Here is a 22847-nt window from a genome sequence, read left to right as displayed (position 1 = left end):
GCGGGGCGACGCGTCAAGCGTCGTGCCAGCGGAACAGCCGCGCGGCGGCGAACAGGAACAGCGCGGTGCACGCGGTCATGCCGAGCAGTTGCGGCGCGAGCTGCGCGTACGGCGCGCCGTCGACCAGCGCGCCGCGCAGCGCGACGGCGAACTGGTTGGTCGGCAGGAACGCGAGCCCGGCCTTCAGCCAGGCCGGCGCGTCGTGCATCGGGATCGTCAGGTCGCTGAAGAACAGCAGCGGGTAGTAGGTGACGTTGCACGCGAGTTCGGCCGCCGCGAGCGAGCGCGTGCGGCTGGCCAGCAGCACGCCGATGCTCAGCACCATCGCAGCGCCGAGCAGCACGATCGGCAACGCGCGCAGCCCGTCCGGCGTCGCAATCGGCAGCGCGATGCCGAACGCGACGCGTGCGACCATCAACAGCACGAGCGCCGACAGCGCCATCATCGCCATCCGCGCGACGATCAGCGCGGCGAGGAACACGCCGCGCGAGACCGGGAAGCACACGTACAGCTTGAACGTATTGCGCTCGCGCAGCGCGGCGATCGCGGTGGTCGTCGAGTTCAGGCCGATCGCCATGAACGCCATCACCAGGATGCCCGTCGCGAAGAACGCGCCGTAGTCGAACGGCCGGCGCGTCGGCGCGGCATTCTCGAAGCGCGCCTGCGCGGCCGGCAGCCCGAGCCGCTGCGCTGCGCAGCGCGCGAGCGCGATCTCGACGACCCGCGACGCGGCCTTGACCGCGAGCGGGCCGTTGAAGTCGTAGCGGATCGTCGCCGGCGTGCGTTCGTCCGCGCCGAGCACGACGGTCACGTGATCGGCCGGCGCACCACGGCCGCCGAACGTCGCCTTCACCGTGTCGCTGTGCGACAGGCTGTCGACGATCTGCGCTTCGCATGCGCGGCTGTACGGCGTCGTGCCGCCGGGCACGTCGAACGCGATGTCCGCCGTGCCGAGCGAGCCCGATCCGCCGAACGCGAACAGCATCACGCTCAGCAGGAACACCGGGAACACGAGCGTCCAGAACAGCGACGAGCGGCTGCGCAGATAGCCGAGCAGCTCGTTGCGCACGAGGATCAGGAACACCTTAGTCATGGGTCGGGCCCTCGGTGCACAGGCGCAGCAGGTCGCCCAGCGTGCTCGGCGCGAGCGCGAGATGCTGGATGCCGCGTTCGCCGACGATCCGGTGCACGTTCGGATGCAGCGTCGCATCGCCGAACGCCTCGACCACGTGCGCGGCCGACACGCGTACGCCGGTCACGCCCGGCAGCGCCGCGAGCCGCTTGCGCAGCGCGCGCGCATCGGCTTCGTCGCGGCAATGCAGGACCGCGCGCGCCTCGCCGACGAGCTCGGCGCGCAGCGTGTCCCGCTCGCCCTGGTAGCGCACGCCGCCGTCGCGCACCCAGACGAGATCGTCGACCACGCTCAGTTCTTCCTCGGAATGGCAGATCATCGCGACGCTCGTGCCGCGCGCGCGGTGGCGCAGCAGGTCGATCACGACGCCCGCATAGCGGCGGTCGAGGCCAGTGAACGGTTCGTCGAGCACGGCCAGCTCGGGCCGGTGCGCGAGCGCGACGTGGAGGTCCACGCGCTGGCGCTGCCCCTTCGACAGCGCGCGGCACGGCTTGTCGAGCAGTTCGGCAATGCCGAGCGCGTCGGCGATCGCCGCATCGGTGTGCGCGTACATCGCGCGGTGCAGCGCGACGATTTCCGAGACGCGCAGGTGATCGGGATACTCGACCTTCTGCAATTGCGCGCCGATCCGCTGCAGCGAGCGCGAATCGCGCATGAAGCGTTCGGCCGGCACGTCGAGCACGCGCACGTCGCTGCCGCCGCGCCGGAAGCCGAGCAGCGTTTCGAGCAGCGTGGTCTTGCCCGAGCCGTTCGGCCCGACGATCGCGGTGATCGCGCCGAGCCGGAACCGCACGTGGCGCGCGGAAAAGCGGAAATCGCCGGCCGTGACGTCGATCGCGCGCGCCCCGAGCGCCGCGCCCGGCGCATGCGCGTCGGGCAGCGGCGGCGTGCCCGCGCGTTGCGGCCGGTCGAACGCGGCGGGCGGGCCGAACATCGCACGCACGGACCCAAGAAACGAAACGCTCATCGTCGGCATCCTCAGTCGAACAGCATGACCTGCGTGTCGCGCGCGCCCCGGTACGGGTTGCGGCCGTGCGCGACCAGCATGTTGTCGACGACGAGCACGTCGCCGGCCTGCCACGGGAACGCCCGCTCCTCGTCGTCGAGCGCGTCGTAGATCGCCACCAGATCGTCGAACGGCATCGGCGCGCCGTCGCCGTAGCGGATCTCGTACGGGAATGCGGCGCGCGCGCCGTACATGCGCTGCAGGTAGCGATAGCTGAGGTCGCCCATCGAGCGCGGGTTCGGGTGCTGCGCGCTCGCCTGGTTGAACCACACCGCCTCGCCGGTGCGCGGATGCGTGCGCAGCGCGCTGCCGACGTGCGACACGGTCACGCTGCCGTCGTCGAGCCAGCGGCAGCCGACGCCGCGTTCCGCACACAGCCGCTCGACTTCGTCGCGCTTCGTCGTGCCGAATGCGTCGTCCCACGGGCGGTGGTAGGCGGCGAACGGCAGGTTCGGATTGGCGGCGAGGCCGTCCGCGCGGTCGCCGGGCGCCGCGAAATTGCGCAGGTACATCACGCCGCGTTCGGCGAACCGCTCGCGCAGCGCGGCCGGCACGCGCGCGGTCACGCGGCGCATGTCGCAGATCGGTGTTTCGCCGCCCGCGTCGGCCGGCTGCCGGCAGTAGAACGCGACGAGGCGCGGAAAGGTGGGCATGTAGGCCATCTCCTGGTGCAGCCCGATCCTGAACGGCGGCGGCATGCGGGTCGACTCGTAGACCTGGCCGTCGATCTGCCGGCGCGGGGCGGCGCCGGCCGTATAGCCGTTCGCGTGCGCCGGATACAGCGCGCCGAGTTGGCCGAATGCGGCGGTGTCGGGCACCGCGAAGCCGCGCCACAGCAGCGCGCCGCATGCGTCGAGCAGCGTGTCGATCGTGTCGAGCCGCGAGCGGTACCACGCGACGAACATCTCCGGCGACGTCGCGAGTTCGGCGCTGCGCGGCGTTACGCACAGCGGCAGCGTCGCGCCGGGCGCGAGCGCCGCGCAGTGCACGTCGTCGGCGCCGAGCCGCGCGGCGGCATGGGCGGCGAGGAAGGCGAGATCGGTCATCGCTCAGGCCAGCGCCGGTTTCTTCAGCAGGATTTCGAAGCCGAGCGCGCCGAGCCCCGCGCTCGGGCTGTAGATCGATGCAACCGCCGCGAGGCCGGCCGCGGCGACGAGCGCATGCGCTTCGTCGAGCGTGATCTTTTCCTCGACGTGGGTTGGCGGATAGTCGGCGGCCGCGCGCATCTCGGTGAAGCGGTCGAGCAGGTGCTGCGGCGCGTCGCGGCGCATGTCGTGCACGAGCGCGATGCCGCCCGGCTCCAGCACGCGGTACATCTCGGTCAGGCTGAGCGCCTTGTCGGGCAGATGATGCAGCGTCGCGCGGCCGACCGCCATCGTCAGCGTGCCGTCGTCGAACGGCAGCGCGAGCGCGTCGCCGACGCGCATCTCGATCGTGTCGTCGAGCCCGAGTTCGCGGATGCGCGGGCGGCCTTCGTCGAGCATCGCCGGATCGAGGTCGATGCCGACGTAACGCCAGCCGCGCATCGCCGGATCGGTCGCGAGCCGCACCGGCACGACGCCGGTGGCCGTACCGATGTCGGCGATCGTGCCGGGCGTCATCCCGCGCGCCAGCTGGCGGATGCGACTGATGAACAGCAGGTCCCAGGGTTCGAGCGTTTCGGTGGCGAAGCGATCGTAGTCGTTCGCTGGGCGCAGGTTCTTGAGCAGCATGACGTTCCTTGTGCGAAAGGGTGAGGGTTCACAGCCAGCCGACCGGCACGGCGGCCAGCAGCCGTCGCGCGGTCGCGCTGTTGACGCCGAACGCGGGGCGGCGGCGCCGTTCGACCGCATGCGCGGCCATCGCCGCGATGCGCGCGCCGAGCCCGACGCCGACGCCCCACGACGGCGCGGCGACGCCGAGTTCGAGCAGCGTCGCGGCGGTCAGAAAATCGATGTTCGGCCGCAGCGCGCGGCGCGCGTCGGCCTGCGCGCAGCACGCGTCGAACAGCGTCACGTATGCGCCGTCGAAGCCGCATGCCGCGAACCGGCCGCGCATGTGCGGCGGACGCGGATCGGCGACGAACAGCGGATGGCCGAAGCCGTACAGCGTGCGTTTCGCGTCGAGCGCCGCATCGATCGCCGCGCCCCCGGCCGCATCGAGCGCGGCCGGCGGTGCGCCGGCGCCGCCCGGCACCGACCGCGCGAGCGCCGCGAGCCACTGCATCGCTTCGAGCGCCGCGCCGACGTGCGACGGCCCGCTGGCGAGGAAGCCGGACGCGATTGCCTGCACCAGCGTGACGCCGGTGCCGATCGCGACGCGCGGCGCGAGCACGGTCGGCGTGATGTAGCCGAAGCCGGCGTGCCAGGCGACGAGCAGCATGTCCATTGCCGCTTGCGCCGGCGCATCGCCGCGCGTCGCGCCGGTCAGCACGAGCATGCGTTGCGCTTGCGTCGCGGCCGCATCGAGCGATGCGCGGCCGGCCGTGCCGGCGGCGAACGGCCGGCCCTCGATCGCCGCGTGCAGCAGGAACGGCGCGGCGGCCGCGCACAGCAGCATCGTGTCGAGATCGGCATCGTCCGGCGCCGGGCCGCGCACGCGCCCGATCACGTCGTCGAGGCCGCGCAGCAGGCCGGCCGCGGCCGCGAACACCGGCGCGACGCCCGCCGCGCCGAGGTCGGCCGCGACCGACTGGGCGACCGAGCCCGGCGCCAGCGCGTCGGCGAACGCCGCGAGTCGCGCACCGAGCGCCGCCTCGTGCGCGCGGTGCTCGGCGCTGCCGGGCGCGACGTCGAACCACAGATGCGCGAGCGCGCCTTCGAACGTCGTCGCGCCGATCAGCACGTTCAGGTCGAGGTCGCGCACGCGCAGCGCTTCGGGGTCGAGCGTCGCGCCGTCGATGTCGGAGCCGCGATGGCGCGTCGCCGGGCGGCCGAGCAGGTTGCGCGGCGCATCGCCGGCCGCGCTGACGGAGGTGCCGGAATCGAGTGTCGTGTCCATGTCATTCCACCGCGGCGAGTTCGTCGCTGCTGACGCTGATCGCCGCGTGCGCCATCGCGGCGATCACGGCCGCGTGCTGGTCGACGACGGGCAGCACGTTCGCGAAGTAGTAGCGCGCGCTTTTCAGCTTGCCGCGATAGAACGCGAGCTCGGCCGGCACGTCGGCGGTATCGGGCGCGTCGAGCCGGCGTGCGGCGATCGTCGCCGATTCGAGCAGCACCCACGCCGACGTGACCACGCCGAACATCTCCAGGAAGCGCGTGTAGAACTGGCTGCTGCGATGCGTGTGGCCGTCCTGCACGTCGCGCGCGATGTCGTCGAGCGCGGCGGCGATCCGGTCGGCGCCCGCGCGCAGCGCATCGAACAGCGGCCGCAGCTCCGCATGCGTGCCGGATTGATGCTGATGGGCGAGGAACGCGTCGAGTTCGTCGCGGTAATACTGGATCAGCCGCGAATGACGGCCGAAGCCGAGCTTGTCGCGCACGAGGTCCTGCGCCTGGATGTAGTTCGTGCCTTCCCAGATCGACAGGATCTTCACGTCGCGCGCGTTCTGCTCGACGGGGCTCGCGTCGGTGTAGCCGAGCCCGCCGTGCACCTGGATCGCCGTCTCGCAGATGCGCCACGCCTGGTCGGAGATGAACGCCTTGCAGATCGGCGTCAGCAGCAGTTGCAGCTTGCGATGGCGTTCGATCTCGGCCGGGTCGGCGTCGGGCGTCGCTTCGAGCATCGCCGCGCGCGTCGCGGTCGCGGCGAGCTTGCCGAGCAGCCCGCGGCAGCCGTCGACGCGGCTTTTCATGTCGACGAGCATGCGCTGCACGTCCGCATGCTCGACGATCGCGACGCGCGCGGCGTTCGTGTTCGACGCGCTCTCGATCGGCCGGCCCTGCAACCGGCGGCCCGCATACTCGACCGCGTGCAGGTACGCGCTCGACGCGACGCCGACGCCGAACATCCCGGTGCTCATCCGCGCCTGGTTCATCAGCGGCATCAGTTGCAGCAACCCGACGTTGCGCCGGCCGCCGAGCAGCCAGCCCTTGGTCGTGCCGTTCGCGCCGAACACGAGGTGCGTGTTCGCGCAGCCTTTCAGCCCCATCTTGCGCGGCAGGCCGATGCAGTCGACATGGTTCGGCCGCAGCTCGCCGGTTTCCTCGTCGGGCCAGAAGCGCGGCACGACGAGGCACGACAGCGAAAACGAATCCGGCGACGCCGTATCGATGCGGCCGAGCACGAAGTACAGCGTGTTTTCGGTCAGTTCGTGCATGCCGGCCGAGATATAGACCTTCTCGCCGTCGATCGCGTAGACGTCGCGTTCGAGCGGCGTCGCGCGCAGCGCGACCGCGGTGAGGTCGGTGCCGGCCTGCGGCTCGGTCGCGCAGAAGCACGCATCCCAGCGGTACGCTTCGAGCGGTGCGACGAGCGCTTTCTGGTGCGGCGTGCCGTGCATCTGCAGCAACTTGATCGCGGGGCGCGTGAAACCGCCGTAGGTCATGAACGACGGATTCGCGCCCATGAACATCTCGTAGATCATCTGCGTGACGATCGGCGGCAGCCCGTGCGCGGTGCCGAACAGCGTGTTCGACCACTCGTCGCGAAAGCGCGCCCACAGCGCGTGGAAATGTGAAGGAATCCGTACCTGACCGTCGTCGAGCAGCGCGCAGCCCTCGACGTCGGCCTGCTGGTAGCTGCGGCCGAGGTCGAGCGCGAAATCGCGGGCGCGTTCGAGCAGCGCATCGACCGACGCGCGATCGTGCGTGCTGTACGGCCCATGTTCGAGAAAGTGCCGGTCGGCCTCGAACAGTTCCCACAGAAAGAAGCGCAGTTCGCGCAGGCTGACCTTGTACGCGCTCATCATGCGTCTCCTTCGATATCGAGCGCGGCGTCGAGGCCGCCGGCCAGATCGACGACGGCGGCGGCGGCCGCGCCGTGCAGCGCTGCATCCCAGACGAGCACCGTGCGGCGTTCGCCTTCGTCCAGTGCGCCCGCGAGCCGGATCAGCGCGGCGGCCGATTCGGCGGACGACAGATGGCCCGACCCGTCGTGCTGGATGCGCGCGGCGACCGGAATCGACGCGGCGTCGGCGACGCGCGCCGCGAAGCCGGGATCGAAGCCGGGCGGCACGCACCAGTCGATCTGGCTCGCGCGCAGGCTGGCCTGCTCGAGCGCACGGCGGATCGCGCGGGCGGCGACCGGCGCGAGCGTGTCGCGCAGCGTGGCCGGCGCATCGGCCCACGGATCGGCGATCGACGGCCCGAATTCGAGCGCGACGGCCCGCACGCCGCCCCACGCGGCCGGCTCCGGCGCCGGGCCCGCGCGCGACACGAGCAGGGCGGCGGCCGCGTCGCCGTAGCCGACCAGGTCGCCGAACTGGCGGAAGAACGGGTAGAGCCACTTGTCGCTGAGGATCACGAGCGCCTGGTCGCCGTCGTCGAGCAGCCCGTCGAGCAGCATCAGCGCCGAATACCAGCCGAGCGTGCCGTTCTGGCCGAGCGCGAACGGCGTCACGCGCTGCAGCCCGAGTTCGTACTGCATGCGGCCGACGACCGAGTCGCCGATGCCTTCGTTGAGTGCGCTGCTCGCGACGATCACGTGCGTCGTGCGCGCAAGCGCGCCGGAGCCGAGCTGGTCGCGCAGGTCGAGCGCCGCGTCGGCGGCCAGATCGGCGAGGCTGCGCCCGGGCGGCGCGACGCGCAGCGCGGGTCGGCCGCCCGGCGCGAGGCGCGTGCCTTCGTCGGGCGTCAGCGCGCCCATGCCGCGCGGCCGCGCAAAGCGCGCCTGCGGCAGCAGCAGGTGCCGGTAGCCGGGATGGCGCTCCTGCGCCTGGATCGCGCTGAACACGACGGCGGGCGGCAGCACCACGACGCCGCCGGACAACGCGAGCGTGCCGGGTGCGGCGACGCGGGGCGCGCCGAGACAGGTTTCATCGAGCGTCGACAGGGTCATGCGGCGGTCTCCTCGAGATTCGGGCGCGCGAACGCGTCGCGATACTGCGTTTTCAGCGCCGGTCGGTCGATCTTGCCGTTCGGGTTGCGCGGCAACGCCGGCAGCGGCTCGACGACGAGCGGGTTCATGTAGGTGGGCAACGCGTCGCGGCACGCGCGTGCGATGTCGGCGCGGCAGGCGGCGGCGTCGAGCGTCGACACGACGCACGCGGCGATCGCCTCGCCGAGCGCCGGGTGCGGCACGCCGAACACGGCGGCCTCGCGGATGTGCGGCAACGCGAACAGCACGTCCTCGACCTCGGTCGGGCTCACGCGATAGCCGGACGTCTTGATCATGTCGTCGCCGCGTGCGACGAAATACAGGTAGCCGTCCGCGTCGCGCCGCACGATGTCGCCCGACCACACGGCGACGTCCGGGCGCGGGATCTCGCCGTGCCGGCGCGGCAGCGGACGAAAGCGCTGCGCGGTCAGCTCGGGCCGGTTCCAGTAGCCGAGCGTGACGAACGCGCCGCGATGCACGAGTTCGCCGGGTTCGTCGGCCGCGCACTCGCTGCCGTCCGCGCGCAGCACGAGGATCTCCGCGTTCGGCACGGCCTTGCCGATCGACGTCGGGCGCAGCGCCGCGTCGGCCGGCGCGAGGTAGGTCGAGCGGAATGCCTCGGTCAGCCCGTACATCAGGTAGGGCGACGCCTGCGTGAACAGCGCCTGCAGACGATGCAGCAGCGGCGTCGCGAGATGGCCGCCGGTATTCGCGAAGCGGCGGATCCGCGTGCGCGCGGTGTCGCTCCAGCCGGCGGAGGCGAGCTGCATCCACAGCGGCGGCACGCCGGTGATCGACGTGACGCCGAACGCGTCGCAATGGCGCGGCACTTCGGCCGGCTGCAGGAAGTCGAGCGGCGTGTAGCACGCGCCGGACGCCAGCGCGGTCGTGAGCTGGCTCAGGCCCGCATCGAAGCTGAGCGGCAGCACGCCGAGCACGACGTCGTCTTCGGCGAGCCCCTGGTACGCGGCGACGCTGAACGCGCCCGACACCAGGTTGCGGTGCGACACGACGACGCCTTTCGGCTTGCCGGTCGAGCCGGACGTGTAGAGCAGCGCGGCCGGATCGTCGTCGACCGGCCGGCCGGCCGGGGCCGCTGCCGATGCCGGCGTGTCGGCGCCCGGCGAGTCGATCGCCTCGGCCAGTGCCTCGATCAGCATCACGCGTTCGCCGACGAGCGCGGCGAGCGCCGGCAGGCGCTTGAGCCGCTGCGCGCCGGTCACGAACAGCGCGGCGCCGCTGTCGGCGACGATGTGTTCGATCTGCGCTTCCTTCAACTGCGGATTGACCGGCACGAAGATCGCGCCGAGTGCGTTGGCCGCGAGCATCGCGACCACGGTTTCGATGCGCTTGGGCGCATAGATCGCGACGCGTTCGCCGGGCTGCACGCCGCGATCCGCCAGCGCGGCGGCGGCGCGCCGGACCGCGCGGGCGAGCTGATCGTAAGTCAGTGTGCCGCCGCCATCGGCATACGCCGGACGCTGCGGCCAGCGCTGCGCGCCATGTTCGAGCAGGTCGGCGACGCTGATCAATGCGTTCATGATCGGCTCCTCTGGATGGTCTAGGCAGGCCGCACGTACACGTGCGCGGCTTCGTGGGACAGAAAATGCGGCATCGAGTACGTGCGGTGATACGCGCCGCAGCGTGCGAACACGGCGATGTCGCCGACCTGGGGCGGCGCGCCCGTGTCGTCGCGGCCGATCACGTCCGCGCGGCTGCAGGTACTGCCGACGTAGAGCGTCGGCACGCCGCGAGGCGGCGGCGCGGGTGCGCGGCGCACGAGCGACGGCGCGGCCAGGCGGCGCATCACCGATTCGGTCTGCGCGAGCAGGAACGCATGCGACAGGCCGCCGTCGCAGACGGCAATCGTGCGGTCCTGCCACGCCTTCACCGCGACGACGCGCGTCGCGAACACGCCCGCATCGGCGAAGATCGCGCGGCCGGATTCGTGGGCGAGCGAATACCGGCCGGCCAGCGGCGCGAGCGCGGCGGCATAGCGTTCGAACGCGGCGTCGCCCGGATGATCGTCGGCAAAGCCGCCGCCGAGGCTCAGCGAGCCGAGCGGCGCACCGTTGGCCGGTGCGAGATCGCGGGCCAGCGCCGCGAGCAGCTCGGGCAACACGAGCGTGTCGGGCTGCGTCGCGTCCTGGCGGATGAACGAATGCGGGCCGGAGAACACGTGCAGCCCGGCCACGGGCAGACCGGCGGCCGCGAGCGTGCGCACCGCGTCGTGCGCTTCGTTCGGCGTCATCCCGAAGTGGTCGTGCCACAGGGGCCGCGCGTGAGCGCCTGCCAGCGCGCCGGCGTTCACGCGCAGCAGCACCGCGCCGGGCGTGCCGCCGCCGGCCGCCGCTTCACGCGCGAGCGGCACGAAACGCGCGACCGCGTCCGGGTTGTCGAGCACGAAATGGCAGCGCGACGCGAGCCCCGCACGCATGAACATCTCGTCCATCGACGGATTGTTCAGGTAGCGCGGCGTCTTGATCCGGCCGATCACCGCGTCGAGTTCGCCGCGGCTCGCGAGTTCGACGCCGTCCTCGTACGCATGCGCGCAGCGCGCGAGCATGTCCTGGTTCGGGTTCGCCTTCAGCGACACGATCAGCCGCGTGCCGAGCCGCGCCTTCAGCGACCGGTAGCGGGCGATCGCGACGTCCGGCTCGTACACGTAGCACGGCGTGCGCAGGTCGGCGATCCATGCATGATCGCCGGTGACGGGAAGCGGGCGCTCAGGCGTCATGGCGGCCCACCGGATGAAGCGTGGCGGCCGCATACGCGCCGCAGTTCGACTGCATCACGCCGAGCACGCGCCGGCCGTGCGCGACCGCATCGAGCCCGACGTCGGCCAGGTTGATCGGAAAATCCGAACAGCACGCGTGGCCGCGCGCGTGGATGTTTTCCGCGTACAGCCGCTCGGCCGGCACGCGCATCGCGCGGCACAGCGCGTTCCAGCCGGGCAGGTCGGCGTTGTGCGGCAGCACGAGATCGTACGCGTCGAGCGCATGCGGCTCGAGCGCGACGGCCGCGTCGATCGCGCGGCGCGTGTACGGCCACTCCATCATGATTAGGTCGGCCTCGTTCGCGGCGACGGTGTCCGACCCGCGATGCCATTTCGCGTGCGTCTCGATCGCGATGCCGCCGAGCCGGTTCTTCGTGCTGTTGCGCGCGATCAGCATCGCGGCCGCGCCGTCGCACTGCACGCCCGTCATCTGCCGCATCCGGTAATCCTCGCCGTACACGCGGTCGGACGACACGACGAGCGCCGCGTCGAGCTGCGGATGGCGGCGCATCAGCGCGCGCACGGTTTCGATGCCGGCCGCGACCGACACGCAGTTCAGTTGCGCGACGGAGCCGAGCCACAACGGTTCGATGCCGAACCGCGCGGCCACTTCATGCGGCAGGCTGCGCGGCGCCGGCGGCACGCTGAACTGCTGCGTGTGCACGTGCACGATCGCGCCGACCTCGGACGGATGCACGCGCGCGGTGTCGAGCAGCCGGCCGACCGCCGCGATCGCGAGATCGGTCTCGCTCGTGTCGAGCGCCATATGGAAATAGCGGCTGCCCGACTGCGCGATCGCGGCCGCCCGCTGCGCCGGATAGTCGCGTTCGGCGGCCCAGGCCTCGATATCGACGGGCAGGCCCGGCAGCTCGTAGGCCACCGCGTCGATGCCGATCCAGAAGCCGGCGTCGCGGGATGCGTGTGAGGAGGGCATCGTCATGTCAGTTGAGCGGCATCGCCGCGTAGTCGAGGACGTCGAGCTTTTCGAAGGTCGCCTGCACGGTCGGCGTGAGCAGGCCCATCTCGCGGATCGTCGGCACGAGGCGCCGGAAGATCGAGCGGCGGATCGAACTCGACACCGGCGATTCGCGCACCATCGCGCTGCATTCGCGCTTCGACAGCCCCATCGGTTCCCAGATGTCGTCCGCGCACAGGTGCTCGTACAGCACGGCCGCGCCTTCGCAGACGAATTCCTCGCGCTCGCGCAGTTCGTGCGAACTCATCTCCGCGTACACGCGGCACAGCGTGATCCGGCCGACCGCGAAGTGACGCGCCTCGTCGCGCTGGATCCGCACGAACAGGTCCTTGATGAACGGATCGGTGCTGTACGCGACGACGCTCTGGAAGATCGACAGCGCGATGCCCTCCACCAGCACCTGCATCCCGAGGTTCGTCATGTCGAGCGCGCTGCTCGTGATCGTGTCGTGCAGCAGCCCCTTCAGCGAGCGGCTCATCGGGTAGCTGACGTCGAGCTTCTCGTTGACGAGCTTCGCGTACGCCTCGACGTGGCGCGCTTCGTCCATCATCTGCGCGGCCGCGCACAGCCGCGCGCTCAGGCCGCTCTCGGCCGATGCGAGCTTCGACGCGCAGATCAGCGCGGCCTGCTCGCCGTGCAGGATCTGCGACAGCAGCCAGCCCTGCGCGTGATGGCGCACCTCGCGCTTGTCGGCGTCGGCGAGCTTGCCCCACAGCTCGGTGCCGTAGATCAGGAGCGTCGGATCGGGCATGCCGAGCGGATTCGCCGGGTCGAGGTCGTGGCTCCAGTCGACGTCGGTCGCGACGTCCCACTGCGCGGCCTTCGCCTTCTCGTACAGCCGGTTCAGCGCCTCTTCGCGCAGCGCGTAGTCGTTCGACATCAGCGCGTCGACGGGCATCGACCAGCGGATATCGGCCGTGTCCTGCATCACGGTAAGCGTGTCATTCATGTCAGGGTCTCCCCGGCCGCGCGGCGGCGCCGGAATGTTGGGCGGAATCGGTGAACGGGGCGGCGGCGCGCGACGCGCCCGGGTGCGGTTCGAGCCGGATCGCATAGGCCGGCCACGCGCCGCGCAGTTGCGCGTCGAACGCATCGGCGAGCCGCGCGGGCCAGATCGCGCAGCACACGCGGTTGTCGCCGGCGAATTCCGCATCGCGCAGGATGCGGTCGCCGATCCAGACGACCGGCGCGCCGCGCGCGGCGTCGCGCAATGCTTCGTCGTACAGGTGCACGCCGAGCAGCACGTGCGGGGCGAGCAGTTCGGCCGGCAGCGCGCCGAAATACGGCGCACAGACTTCGATGAACAGGCGCGCCTCCGGATGAACGGCCTCGCGAATCCGCGCCGTGATTTCCGCGAGGAATGCGAAATACTGGACGTGATCGAGCAGCACGCGGCGTTCGCCGCCGGCCACGTCGTACGTATTGCCCGCGTCGTACGCATCGCCGGCCGCTTCCGCGAGTGCGGCGCGCGCATAATCGGCCGGCGTGTCGAGCGGCATCCGGTACGCGCTGGCCGCGACCGCGACCGGCTGCCGCGCGTCGCGCGCGATCCGGTAGGTGAAGTGAACGGGTCGCACCATGTCACGCCTCGCCGTCGAGAGAGAACGTCGCGTCCGGCGCGAACGCGACGTCGGCGATCGCGTAATAGCCGTTCAGCGCGAGCGAGCAGACGGCCCCGCGGCGCGGCGTGTCGCCGTCGCGGTGCGCGAGCAGCACCGACAGCCACGGATCGCTGCCGAACGCATGACCGAACACGCCGTGACCGTCCGGCAGCAGCGGCGTCTTGCCGACCGACGCGAGCAGCGCGCGGCGCGACGTGGCCGGAAAGAACGGCAGCGCCGCGTGCAGCCCGGGGCGTGCCGTGCAGAACGTACGGATGTCGCGACCGAGCCGCACGACCGCGCTGGCCGGCGGCGCGGCATCCGCGATGACCGACTGCGCCGGTTCGCGGCCGACGTCGACGAGCAGCGTGCAGACGCCGAAGCCCGAGCGCCCCCATGCGGGATTGCCGTGCCAGTACGTATAGCCGTGCACGTCGATGTCGACGATCTGCAGCAGCAGCGTGCGCGGCCCGGTCTCGGCCGCGGTCGCGAGCGTGCGGCGCAGCACGTAGCCCCAGCCCGCGCATTCGTACGAGCACGTCATCCAGTCGGGCGTGTAGTCGTTCGCGCCGGCGAGTGCCTGCGCGAACACGCGATGCTGCGGCGAATCGTTCATCAGCAGCATCGACAGGATCGTCGAGCTGACCACGTAGTCGTCCGCGCCGATCGCGCCGCACAGCCGCTCGCGTTCGGCGCACGCCAGCGTGCCGATCGCGCGGGCCGTGTCGTCGAGCGGCGCGGCCACGCCGTCGCGCGACGGCGCGACGCGCCGGTACGCGAGCGCCTGCACGGTCAGCGCGGTCGCCGGGGCCGGCTGGACGACGGCGGCCGCCACGGGGGCAAGGGGCGCGAGCATCGTCGTATCAGGCCGCGTGCTGCTGGCTGCGCAGTTGCGCGTCGAGCTGCTGCAGCGTCGTGTATTGCGTGATGTTCAGCGCTTCCGGGTCGATCGAACCGTAAAGCTGTTCGCAGAACACGATCAGCTCGACGATGTTCAGCGAATCGATGCCGAGTTCGCCGATGCCGGCGTCCGTGTCGACGGTTTCGACGTTGAGGATTTTCGCGACTTCGCGTGACAGGATGTCGAGCGCGTCGGCCGGAACGTTCTGGGTCGTCATGAGGAGAGCTCCTGGAGTTGAGTTGGATTGATCGGGATCGATCGGCCTGTCGCGTGGGTCAACTGCCGGCTTCGCAGCGCAGGCTCTTGCGAAGCTCGTGATAACAACGGTACGAACTGCCTTCCATCTTCGAAAACGCGAGCAGGTCGCGCTGGTCGTCGAACAGCGGCACCTTGCCGTCGCGGACGAGCGCGCTCAGGAACTCGTTCGACAGCAGCTTGATCGCGAGCACGCGCTGCACCTTGCCGAAGCTGTAGTGCGCGTCGTCGGTCTGGCTGCACGCGGCGTCCGCGATGAAGCGGTGCACCGCGCGTGCGTCGGCGTCGAGCTCGACGCGGCCGGCTCGTTCGAGCCAGCCGACGTGCGCCATCAGCGCGCGGACGAAGTACGGCCGCACGACGGTCAGGTATTTGTTGAACACGGTCGGGCCGCCGATCCGCAGGCGATCCTCGGCGGCGACGCGCACCTGGCCGCCGACGTTCGCGAGCTGCAGGTTGCCCGCGAGGAACGGCGCGCCGCAGGTCGCGCGCTTGAGCTTCCGGTATTCGTCGGGCCACACGAGGTACGCGGCCGGGAACATCACGCCCGGCAAGCGCGCCGCGACGACGGCCATGCAGTCGCGGTGTGCCTCGATGCCCCACACCTTGTCGACGGTCAACGCGAGCCCGCCGTCGTCGCTGCGTACGACCGTGCGCCATGCGGCGAGCGACGGGCCGCCGCCGTCGCTCATCAGGAACGCGAAGTTGTGGCCGCTGTCGATGCACTCGCATGCGCGGCGGTTCTGGTCGTCCGAAAAGAACAGCCCGAACATGATGCGGATGAACGCGCGCATGAACGGCTTGAACAGGTGATGAAACCCTTCGCGGCCGATCTGTTCGAGCAGCGCTTCGGTGAGCGGCGCCTCGTCGTGCCGAAGCGGTGTCGATGCGGCCGCGTCGGGCAGCACGTCCGGTGTGGACGCGCGCAGCGCGATCACCATCTCGCTGTCGAGCAGCCGCACGGCGGCGGCTTCGACGAGCCGGGCCGCCGCGCGCGGCGGCGTGCCGATCGCGTCGAGGTGGCGCAGCACCGGATACGCGGCCTGGTCGGCCACGCGCAGCAGCAGCGGCGGCGAGGGCGGCGTGGCGGTCGAAGCGAGAACGGAAAGCGTGGACATGGCAGGGTTCCTGTCAGAAACGCACGCGCACGGCGGCGTCGATACGGGTGCCGAGACCGACCATCCGGTACTCGGACTGGCTGTCGGAGAAGGCGCGGGTGAGCGCGACGTCGACGCTCACGCGTTTGTTCACGTCGGCGACGATCTGCGCGATCGCGAGCAGGCCCTTGTCCTGCGGCGAATAGACGCCGCGCAACGAATATTCGACGCGGCCGATTTTCTTGCCGAGCCGCGCGAACAGGTAGTCGCGCAGGCTGCCGTCGGCGCTCACGAAAGCGGCCGTGCCTCCGAGGCCGGCCAGCGCGGCGCCGGGCGCGACGGGCAGCAGCGCGTTGTTCGCCTGCACCGCGCCGACCATCCGGCGCCACTGGCTGGCGTCGTAACGCGCTTCGTCGTGCGACCACTCGACGATCAGCGACAGATTGCCGGGCAGCGCGCTCTGCATGCCGACCGCGCTGCGCCACATGTATTGGCGATCGTTGCGGCGATCCACGGCGTCGTACGCGGCCGCCGAATCGAGCGACGTGCCGTTCGCGATGAAGGCCGGCAGCGGCCGTGTCGTGCCGCGCTCGAGCCACGCACTCGCATAGACGGTGTTCGAGCGCGCGACGTCGAACGACAGCGTCGCGCCGGCGCCGCCGCGGCCCGCGTGACGGCCGGCGAGCAGAGCGGCCGAGCCGCCCGACCAGTTGTATGCGCCGCGCACGAGCTGCGTCGCGCCTTCGACGTCGCGGTTGTCGACGTCGTTGCGCAGCGTGCGGTTCTCGCCGGCGATGAACTGCAGCGTGGTCTGCTCGCCGGCCCATTTCGCTTCGACGAGCGGCGTGCCCTCGACGTCGCCGTAGCGGTCGTAGATGTCGGCCGTCGCGGCCCGTTTCTGGAAGAAGCCGAGCGGGAAGAACGCCTGCGACGTATCGAGCGTATCGATTCGCTTGCCGGCCGTCAGCGTGATGCCGTTGTCGAACGCATAGCGCACGCCGGCTTCGTTGAAGCGGCTCGCCTGTGCGCCGAGCGAATGGTTGCTGGCGACGACGCGTGCATTCACGAACAGGTTCTCGCCGTCGATGCGCGCGAGCACGCCGGCTTCCTGCCGATCGCGCGGCGAGTCGCCGATCAGGCGGCCGAGCAGCGCGCGGCCGTCCATGCTGTCGACGGAGCGCGCGTAGCCGATACCGTTGAGCGTGCCGAGCTGGTCCATCAGCGATTCTCCATGCGCGAGCGTGCAGCCGAGCGCGAGCGGGACGGCGAGCGCGATACCCGGCCAGCCGCGGCTGGCCCGGCCGGACGACGAACGGAGGCGGTCACGACGAGCGTCGGCATCGGCGTCGTACTCACTGACCATCGGCGAGCGTGTCGGGGTTGAACCAGCCCGACGGAATCTTGTGCGGCTGGCCGTCGAGGATGTCGACGACGCTCGCACGCTGCTTCTCGACCTCGTTGCGATACGTGATCTTGCGAATCACCTTGCGGCCGTTCGCGTCGACCGGCGCGGAAAAATCGGCGCTGCGAAACAGCAGGCCGCTTGCCAGGAAGAACTGCGCGCGCACCGGCACGTCGGTATCGGGCGTGACCCACAGCTTGATCGTCGGGTAGACGTTGTCGGGGTCGGTCGCGGTCAGGTCGAGCTCGGTGGCCGGCTTGCCGGCGATCGGCGTCGTGCCCGGCGCGGCCGTCGCGCGATAGCTGTCCGCCCAGTGCGTGCGCGTGATGTCGCTGATCACGACTTCGCCTTGCAGCCGCTGCATCCCGTTGATGCGCACCGCGCTGCGCGTATTCGGCACGTAGAACCAGTGCCCGCGCGTGGTCGCGAGGTATTTCTGGCCGTCGTTCTCGCCGCTGCGCGTGAGCGCGAGCGTGTCGCCGTTGCCGCGCGTGTAGACGAGATAGCGGGTCGCGTCGCCGGATTGCCCGGCGACCTCGTTGGTGATCCGGATGTTCGTCTGTGTATCGGCTGCCGTGCTGCGGTAGGCGTCGGCACGGGCGAGCATGGTCTGGGCCGTCGGCACGTCGGCCGCGTGAGCGGCGAGCGGCGCGCACGCGACGAGCGCGGCGAACGTAACGCGAATGCGATTCATGGGGCGAGTCCTTCGAGGATGTTGCGTTTCGCGAGCCCGAGCGTCGCGAGCAGCGCCGCGGCCACGCCGAGCACGACGAACGCGGCTTCGACGGCGGCCACGGCGACGGGCGACACGGTGAATTCGAGCAGGATCGGTTTCACGCGGCCGGGCGGCGCGGGCAGGTGGATCTGCGCGTGATTGAGCGCGACCATCGTCAGCAGCGCGAGCGCGATGCCGGCGGCCGCACCGAGCAGGCCGAGCAGCGCGGTTTCCTGGATCAGCACGCCGCGCACCGTGGCGGCCGGCACGCCGAGCGCGCGCAGCGTCGAGATCTCGCGGCGCCGCTCGACGATGCTCATCAGGATCCAGTTGCTCATCGACAGCAGGATCGTCACGCAGAGGATCGCGCCGAATACCGAGAACTGGTTCTTGTACAGCGCGACGACCTGGTGATAGAGCGACACGAGCTGGTCCCAGGTCCGCACGTCGAGCGTCGGCAGCGCGGCGCGCAGCGTCGCGGCGGCGGCCGGCGCGTGCGCGGTATTCGACAGGAACACCGCGATGCGCGACGCGCGGTCGGTGCGCAGCAGCGCCTGTGCGGCCGTGAACGTCACGTTGACGATCCGTTCGTCGACGTCCTTGTTGCCGGTGCTCATCACGCCGACGATCTGCGCGTCGGTCGCGTTGATGCCGCCGTGCGCGGTCGACGCCATCAGTTGCACGACCGAGCCGACGTGCACGCCGAGCTTGCGCGCGAGTTCGGCGCCGACGACGACTTCGGTGCCCGCCTGCGTCGGCGACAGATAGCGGCCCGACAGCACCGTGTGATAGTCGAAGAAGCCGGGCGGCTCGCGGTTCGGCTCGATCCCTTCGCCGACGAAGCCGTAGCTCAGATCGCCGTTCGACACGAGCCCGTCGAAGTCGATGCCGCGCGCGGTCGTCGCGACGCCGGGCAGCGCGGCGATCGCGCGCGTCGCGGCAGCCTGCTCGTCGGCGGTCAGCCCATACTGCAGCGGCCGTTCGCCGATCAGGTCGAGATAGCCGTGGTGCAATACCTGCACATGACCGACGCCGCTGTCGATCGACCCTTCGCGCACCGCGTCGAACGTCGCGATCACGTAGCCGAGCGCGAGGCTCGACGCGAACGCGGCGACGCCGATCATCGCCATCGTCAGCACGGTGCGGCGCCGGTTGCGCCAGAGGTTACGCCACGCAAACGTCGACCAGTTCACGATTCACTCCCGGTACGCCGTCGCGCATCTCGATGCGACGCGGCAGGTGCGCGCACAGACGATCGTCGTGCGACGCAATCAAAAAGGCGGTGCCCAGCGTGCGGTTGGTGTCGAGGATCAGCTCGGCGACCGCCCGCGCGTTGGTGCTGTCGAGGCTCGCGGTCGGCTCGTCCGCGATCACGATCGCCGGCTCCTTGGCGAGCGCGCGGGCCAGCGCGACGCGCTGCTGTTCGCCGCCCGACAGCTCGCCGGGGCGGTGCCGTTCGCGCGCGGCGAGCCCCACCGCGTCGAGCATCGCGCGGGCGCGTTCGCGCCGCGTGCGCGGCGTGCCCCACGCGAAGCAGCCGAGCTCGACGTTCTCGAGCGCCGACATCACCGGAATCAGATTGAATTGCTGGAACACGAAGCCGATGCGTTCGCGGCGAATCCGTTCGAGCGTGTCCGGTGCGTCGTCGATACGGCGGCCTTCGAGCCAGCGTTCGCCGCTGCTCGGCACGTCGAGAAAGCCGGCGAGGTTGAGCAGCGTGCTTTTGCCGCTGCCCGACGGCCCGACGAGCGCGACGACGTCGCGCCGGCCGATCGAGATCGTCGCGCCGCGCACCGCGACGACGCGGCCCGCGCCCTCGTACACGCGTGTGACGTCGCGCAGCTCGAGCACGGGATCAAGCGACGCGGCCGTCATGCGAACGCTCCCTGGCCCGCTTCGACGGCGGCCGACGCGGGAATCACGGGCAACGCGCCGTTCGCATAGAGATCGCGGCACTTCAGGCGCTGCAGCTTGCCGCTCGTCGTGCGCGGCAGCGAGCCGGGTTCGACGAAACACAGATCCTGCGCGGCGAACCCGATGCGCGAGGCGAGCAGCTGCTGGCATTCGGACCGCGTTTGCGGCGTCGCGTCGACGGGCCGCGCCTCGATCGCGACGACCAGCCGCTCGGTGCCGGTTTCCGGATCGGGAAGACCGAACGCGATGCATGTGCTCTTGCGCAGCGCGCCGTGCGACGCGAGCGCTTCCTCGATCTCATGCGGGAAATAGTTGCTGCCGCGAATGATGATCACTTCCTTCTTGCGGCCGAGGATATGCAGCTGGCCGTCCGCGACGTAGCCGATGTCGCCGGTGCGGAACCAGCCGTCGGCCGTCAGCGGCGCGGCGACCGTGCCGTCGTCGGGGTTCAGGTAGCCGAGCATCACCGACGTGCCGCGGATCGCGACTTCGCCGACCGCGCGGTTTGCCAGCGCGTGGTCGCCGTCGTCGAGGATGCGGAACGCCATCCCGTCGATCGGCGTGCCCATCGCGAGCACTGTTTCGGTATCCGTATCGGTTTCCGTATCGTGGCCTTCGTTCGCGGCGACGGGCCGCGCCTCGCGGCGCTCGATCAGCGCGCGCCGGTCGAGCGTGTCGGCGATCACGTACGGTGCGCCGTCGACCTTGCCTTCGTGCCATGCACGATGCATCGATACCGCGAGCGTCGATTCGGCCATCCCGTAGCACGGTTGCAGCGCCGACGCCGCCAGGCCGTACGGCGCGAACGTCGCGGCGAAATCGCGCAGCGTCGCGTCGTCGACGCGTTCGCCGCCGATGAAGATGTTGCGGCACGCGGACAGATCGACGCCGTCCATCGCGGCGGCATTGAAGCGGCGCACGCAATAGCGCAGCGCGAAGGTCGGCACCGACGTCGTCGTCGCGCGTGCCGATGCGATGCGCTTCAGCCAGCCGAGCGGATTCCGGATGAAGCTGTTCGGCTGCATCATCAGCAGCGGTGCGCGGTAGTGGAGGTTCGACAGCAGCGTGAGCAGCCCCATGTCGTGATAGAGCGGCAGCCACGACACGGTGCCGTCGCCGGCCGCGACATCGAAGCGCACCGATCCGCCGATGCCGAGCACGTTCGCGATCACGTTCTCGTGGCTGAGCACCGCGGCCTTCGGATGCGACGTCGAACCCGACGTGAGCTGGACATGATGCGGATCGCGGCCGCTCTTCGCGCTGATCAGCGCGCGCGCGCCGGCATCCGCGGCGCTCGACAGCGTCGCGAGATCGACGACGCGCGTGGCGCCCGCGGGAAACGCATCGTCGTGCCAGGCCGCGGCCTGCGCATCCGCGGCAACGACGATGCGCGGCCGGTACAACTCGCACGCGACGTCGATCACCTGCCGTCCGGCCGCCGCACGCCGTGCGGGAACGGGCACGGTACAGGGCAGCGCGCCCGTCATCACGCAGGCCATCATCGCGACCGCATGCTCGACCGACGCGGGCAGCGCGAGCATCACCAGATCGTTCTCGCGCACACCGAGCTCGCGCAGCGCGCCGGCCTGGCGAAACACCTCTTCCGCGAAGTGCCGGTACGTGATGCCCGCTTCGCGGCCCGCATCGTCGACGAACGTCATGCGATGCATGGCACCCGCGACGTCCTCGAGCGATTCGATCAGGCGATGAATGGTGGATGCGTACTTCGTCACGAGGATTCTCCCCTTGAGGAACACGGCCGCTCGCGCCACGGTGCCGGCGGCGCCGTTCGTCGAGTGAGGAGGATTCTTGCCGGATCGATCCGTTGCGACAAACGGAATCTATGCAGGCTATGCATGAGCGGAGCGCATCCACGAAGACCCGCGCAAATTCATTATTAGCGTGACGGGACGCTAGGTGACTGGTCGGTCTCATTCGACCGGTCGTCTAGTTCACGATGTGGTTCGCTCATGCGCAGGCGTCATGCAATGCGTTCGGAAAATTCGTTTGTCCGAAACATCGACTCACAGAAGAATTGCATCCCGGCAGCGCGCCAGCGTCGCCGCGTCATCGTGCCGGGCAGGGTCCGGCTCAAGGAGAGCGTCTTGTCCGTCACCTCATCGCTTGTCGCCCGCTCGAAACCGGTTGCAGACATGAAGAGCCGCCCGAGCGGCGTGGTCTTCTCGCTGAAGCTGGCGGTGTACGTCGCGCTCATCGCGCACGGGATGATGTTCGCGCTGTCGGCGCTCGTGATCCTGAAGGTCGTCGGCATCCTGCTGCTCGGCGCGATGTATGCGCACGGCGTCGAGCTGCAGCACCAGGCGCTGCATTACCAGGGGTTCCGCAGCAAGCGCCTGAACATGGTGTTCGGCGTGCTGCTCGGCATGCCGATGCTCGTGTCGTTCCACGCATACCAGGACAGCCACCTGCGCCATCACCGGCTGCTCGGCACGCCGGAGAACAAGGAGTTCTTCGACTACGGCGATCAGTACGGCGCGAGCCCCGTCGTCAATGTCGGGCTGTGGGCGTGGCGGCTGTCGATGGCCGCGCACTATATCCAGTTCGCGAAGAACGTCGTGAAGCTCGTCGTGCCGGGCGCGCGCTTCGGCGACAACGCGCTCGTGTCGCGCGCGATCCGCCGCGACTACCTGCTGATGGCCGCGGCGATCGCGCTGCTCGCCGCGCTGTCGTTCGCGCTGCACACCTGGTTCGCCGTCTGGGTGTGGGTCGTGCCGCTCGTATGCGTGGCGGCGCCCGTGCATGCGCTGGTCGAGATGCCCGAGCACTACCGCTGCGACCTGACGAGCACCGACCCGTTCCGCAACACGCGGACGATCGAGAGCAACGCATTCATGACATGGTTCACGAACGGCAACAACTATCACGTCGAGCATCACATGATGCCGAGCCTGCCGATCGAGCGGTTGCACGACCTGCATGGCGCGATCGCGCCGCGCATCCGCTATTACCACCGCACCTATCGGCAGTTCTACTACGCGTTGCTGCGCGGCCGGCTGTCGCCGCGCTCGGTGGAGGACGATCGGGACGATCGCGAGCCCGATGCCGAATCGGTCGCGCCGGCGTCCACGCAATCGGCATGACCACCGGCGCCGA

Annotated in this window: 21 protein-coding genes; 1 reads left to right on the top strand and 20 read right to left on the bottom strand. The window is 70.4% G+C overall.

Translation table 11 applies throughout. The annotated features are described in order from the left end of the window. Positions 1 to 13: 13 nt before the first annotated feature. From HWX09_RS09255 to HWX09_RS09160, 20 genes are read right to left on the bottom strand one after another with little or no spacing between them, the layout of a single operon-like run. On the bottom strand, positions 14 to 1093 hold the full coding sequence (locus HWX09_RS09255; RefSeq protein WP_027786436.1) for an ABC transporter permease: 1080 nt from the start codon (positions 1091 to 1093) through the stop codon (positions 14 to 16). Further along, positions 1086 to 2099 (bottom strand): ABC transporter ATP-binding protein, encoded by a 1014-nt coding sequence (locus HWX09_RS09250; RefSeq protein ID WP_027786437.1) that lies wholly within the window; start codon positions 2097 to 2099, stop codon positions 1086 to 1088. Before HWX09_RS09250 ends, HWX09_RS09255 begins: the two co-directional genes overlap by 8 nt. 11 nt (positions 2100 to 2110) lie before the next feature. Then, positions 2111 to 3184 (bottom strand): TauD/TfdA family dioxygenase, encoded by a 1074-nt coding sequence (locus HWX09_RS09245; RefSeq protein WP_027786438.1) that lies wholly within the window; start codon positions 3182 to 3184, stop codon positions 2111 to 2113. Positions 3185 to 3187: 3 nt separating this feature from the next. After that, entirely contained in the window at positions 3188 to 3850 is a 663-nt protein-coding gene (locus HWX09_RS09240) for a class I SAM-dependent methyltransferase (protein WP_027786439.1), read from the bottom strand. A 28-nt stretch (positions 3851 to 3878) separates the two neighbouring features. Continuing rightward, positions 3879 to 5117: a citrate/2-methylcitrate synthase gene (locus HWX09_RS09235; protein WP_034185520.1), complete on the bottom strand. Its 1239-nt coding sequence runs from the start codon at positions 5115 to 5117 to the stop codon at positions 3879 to 3881. A 1-nt stretch (position 5118) separates the two neighbouring features. Continuing rightward, positions 5119 to 6966, bottom strand: coding sequence for an acyl-CoA dehydrogenase (locus HWX09_RS09230; RefSeq protein WP_027786441.1), 1848 nt, complete (start codon positions 6964 to 6966; stop codon positions 5119 to 5121). Further along, the gene (locus HWX09_RS09225; RefSeq protein WP_027786442.1) at positions 6966 to 8057 is read right to left on the bottom strand and encodes a hypothetical protein; all 1092 of its coding nucleotides are present in this window, start codon (positions 8055 to 8057) and stop codon (positions 6966 to 6968) included. Before HWX09_RS09225 ends, HWX09_RS09230 begins: the two co-directional genes overlap by 1 nt. Further along, positions 8054 to 9637: an acyl-CoA ligase (AMP-forming), exosortase A system-associated gene (locus HWX09_RS09220; protein WP_027786443.1), complete on the bottom strand. Its 1584-nt coding sequence runs from the start codon at positions 9635 to 9637 to the stop codon at positions 8054 to 8056. The genes HWX09_RS09225 and HWX09_RS09220 overlap by 4 nt, the downstream gene beginning before the upstream one ends. A gap of 20 nt (positions 9638 to 9657) precedes the next feature. Continuing rightward, complete coding sequence (locus HWX09_RS09215; protein WP_027786444.1) at positions 9658 to 10833, bottom strand: PLP-dependent decarboxylase; 1176 nt, start codon at positions 10831 to 10833, stop codon at positions 9658 to 9660. Further along, the gene (locus HWX09_RS09210) at positions 10823 to 11812 is read right to left on the bottom strand and encodes a 3-oxoacyl-ACP synthase (RefSeq protein ID WP_034185521.1); all 990 of its coding nucleotides are present in this window, start codon (positions 11810 to 11812) and stop codon (positions 10823 to 10825) included. The genes HWX09_RS09215 and HWX09_RS09210 overlap by 11 nt, the downstream gene beginning before the upstream one ends. 1 nt (position 11813) lies before the next feature. After that, positions 11814 to 12797 carry a ferritin-like domain-containing protein gene (locus tag HWX09_RS09205; protein WP_051421441.1) on the bottom strand — a complete coding sequence of 328 codons (984 nt, stop codon included), beginning with the start codon at positions 12795 to 12797 and terminating at the stop codon, positions 11814 to 11816. A 1-nt stretch (position 12798) separates the two neighbouring features. After that, the gene (locus tag HWX09_RS09200) at positions 12799 to 13428 is read right to left on the bottom strand and encodes a hypothetical protein (protein WP_027786447.1); all 630 of its coding nucleotides are present in this window, start codon (positions 13426 to 13428) and stop codon (positions 12799 to 12801) included. Between the two features lies 1 nt (position 13429). Further along, positions 13430 to 14305: a hypothetical protein gene (locus tag HWX09_RS09195; protein ID WP_027786448.1), complete on the bottom strand. Its 876-nt coding sequence runs from the start codon at positions 14303 to 14305 to the stop codon at positions 13430 to 13432. 7 nt (positions 14306 to 14312) lie between these two features. After that, on the bottom strand, positions 14313 to 14567 hold the full coding sequence (locus HWX09_RS09190; protein ID WP_006481176.1) for an acyl carrier protein: 255 nt from the start codon (positions 14565 to 14567) through the stop codon (positions 14313 to 14315). A 58-nt stretch (positions 14568 to 14625) separates the two neighbouring features. Next, positions 14626 to 15723 (bottom strand): hypothetical protein, encoded by a 1098-nt coding sequence (locus tag HWX09_RS09185; RefSeq protein ID WP_027786449.1) that lies wholly within the window; start codon positions 15721 to 15723, stop codon positions 14626 to 14628. Positions 15724 to 15736: 13 nt separating this feature from the next. After that, on the bottom strand, positions 15737 to 17065 hold the full coding sequence (locus HWX09_RS09180) for a hypothetical protein (RefSeq protein WP_027786450.1): 1329 nt from the start codon (positions 17063 to 17065) through the stop codon (positions 15737 to 15739). Next, positions 17055 to 17798 (bottom strand): outer membrane lipoprotein-sorting protein, encoded by a 744-nt coding sequence (locus tag HWX09_RS09175; RefSeq protein WP_027786451.1) that lies wholly within the window; start codon positions 17796 to 17798, stop codon positions 17055 to 17057. The genes HWX09_RS09180 and HWX09_RS09175 overlap by 11 nt, the downstream gene beginning before the upstream one ends. Next, positions 17795 to 19012, bottom strand: a complete 1218-nt coding sequence (locus HWX09_RS09170) for an ABC transporter permease (RefSeq protein ID WP_027786452.1) — start codon at positions 19010 to 19012, stop codon at positions 17795 to 17797. The genes HWX09_RS09175 and HWX09_RS09170 overlap by 4 nt, the downstream gene beginning before the upstream one ends. Then, on the bottom strand, positions 18984 to 19694 hold the full coding sequence (locus HWX09_RS09165) for an ABC transporter ATP-binding protein (protein ID WP_027786453.1): 711 nt from the start codon (positions 19692 to 19694) through the stop codon (positions 18984 to 18986). Before HWX09_RS09165 ends, HWX09_RS09170 begins: the two co-directional genes overlap by 29 nt. Then, positions 19691 to 21466, bottom strand: coding sequence for a fatty acyl-AMP ligase (locus HWX09_RS09160; protein ID WP_027786454.1), 1776 nt, complete (start codon positions 21464 to 21466; stop codon positions 19691 to 19693). The genes HWX09_RS09165 and HWX09_RS09160 overlap by 4 nt, the downstream gene beginning before the upstream one ends. A gap of 420 nt (positions 21467 to 21886) precedes the next feature. Between HWX09_RS09160 and HWX09_RS09155 the strand changes: the two genes are divergently transcribed. Beyond that, on the top strand, positions 21887 to 22834 hold the full coding sequence (locus HWX09_RS09155) for a fatty acid desaturase (RefSeq protein ID WP_027786455.1): 948 nt from the start codon (positions 21887 to 21889) through the stop codon (positions 22832 to 22834). Positions 22835 to 22847: the final 13 nt, after the last annotated feature.

Source organism: Burkholderia sp. BCC1208 (assembly GCF_902833095.1).
Taxonomy (GTDB): domain Bacteria; phylum Pseudomonadota; class Gammaproteobacteria; order Burkholderiales; family Burkholderiaceae; genus Burkholderia.
The sequence above is the reverse complement of the archived record's forward strand: the minus strand, read 5'-3'. Positions and strand labels throughout refer to the sequence as shown.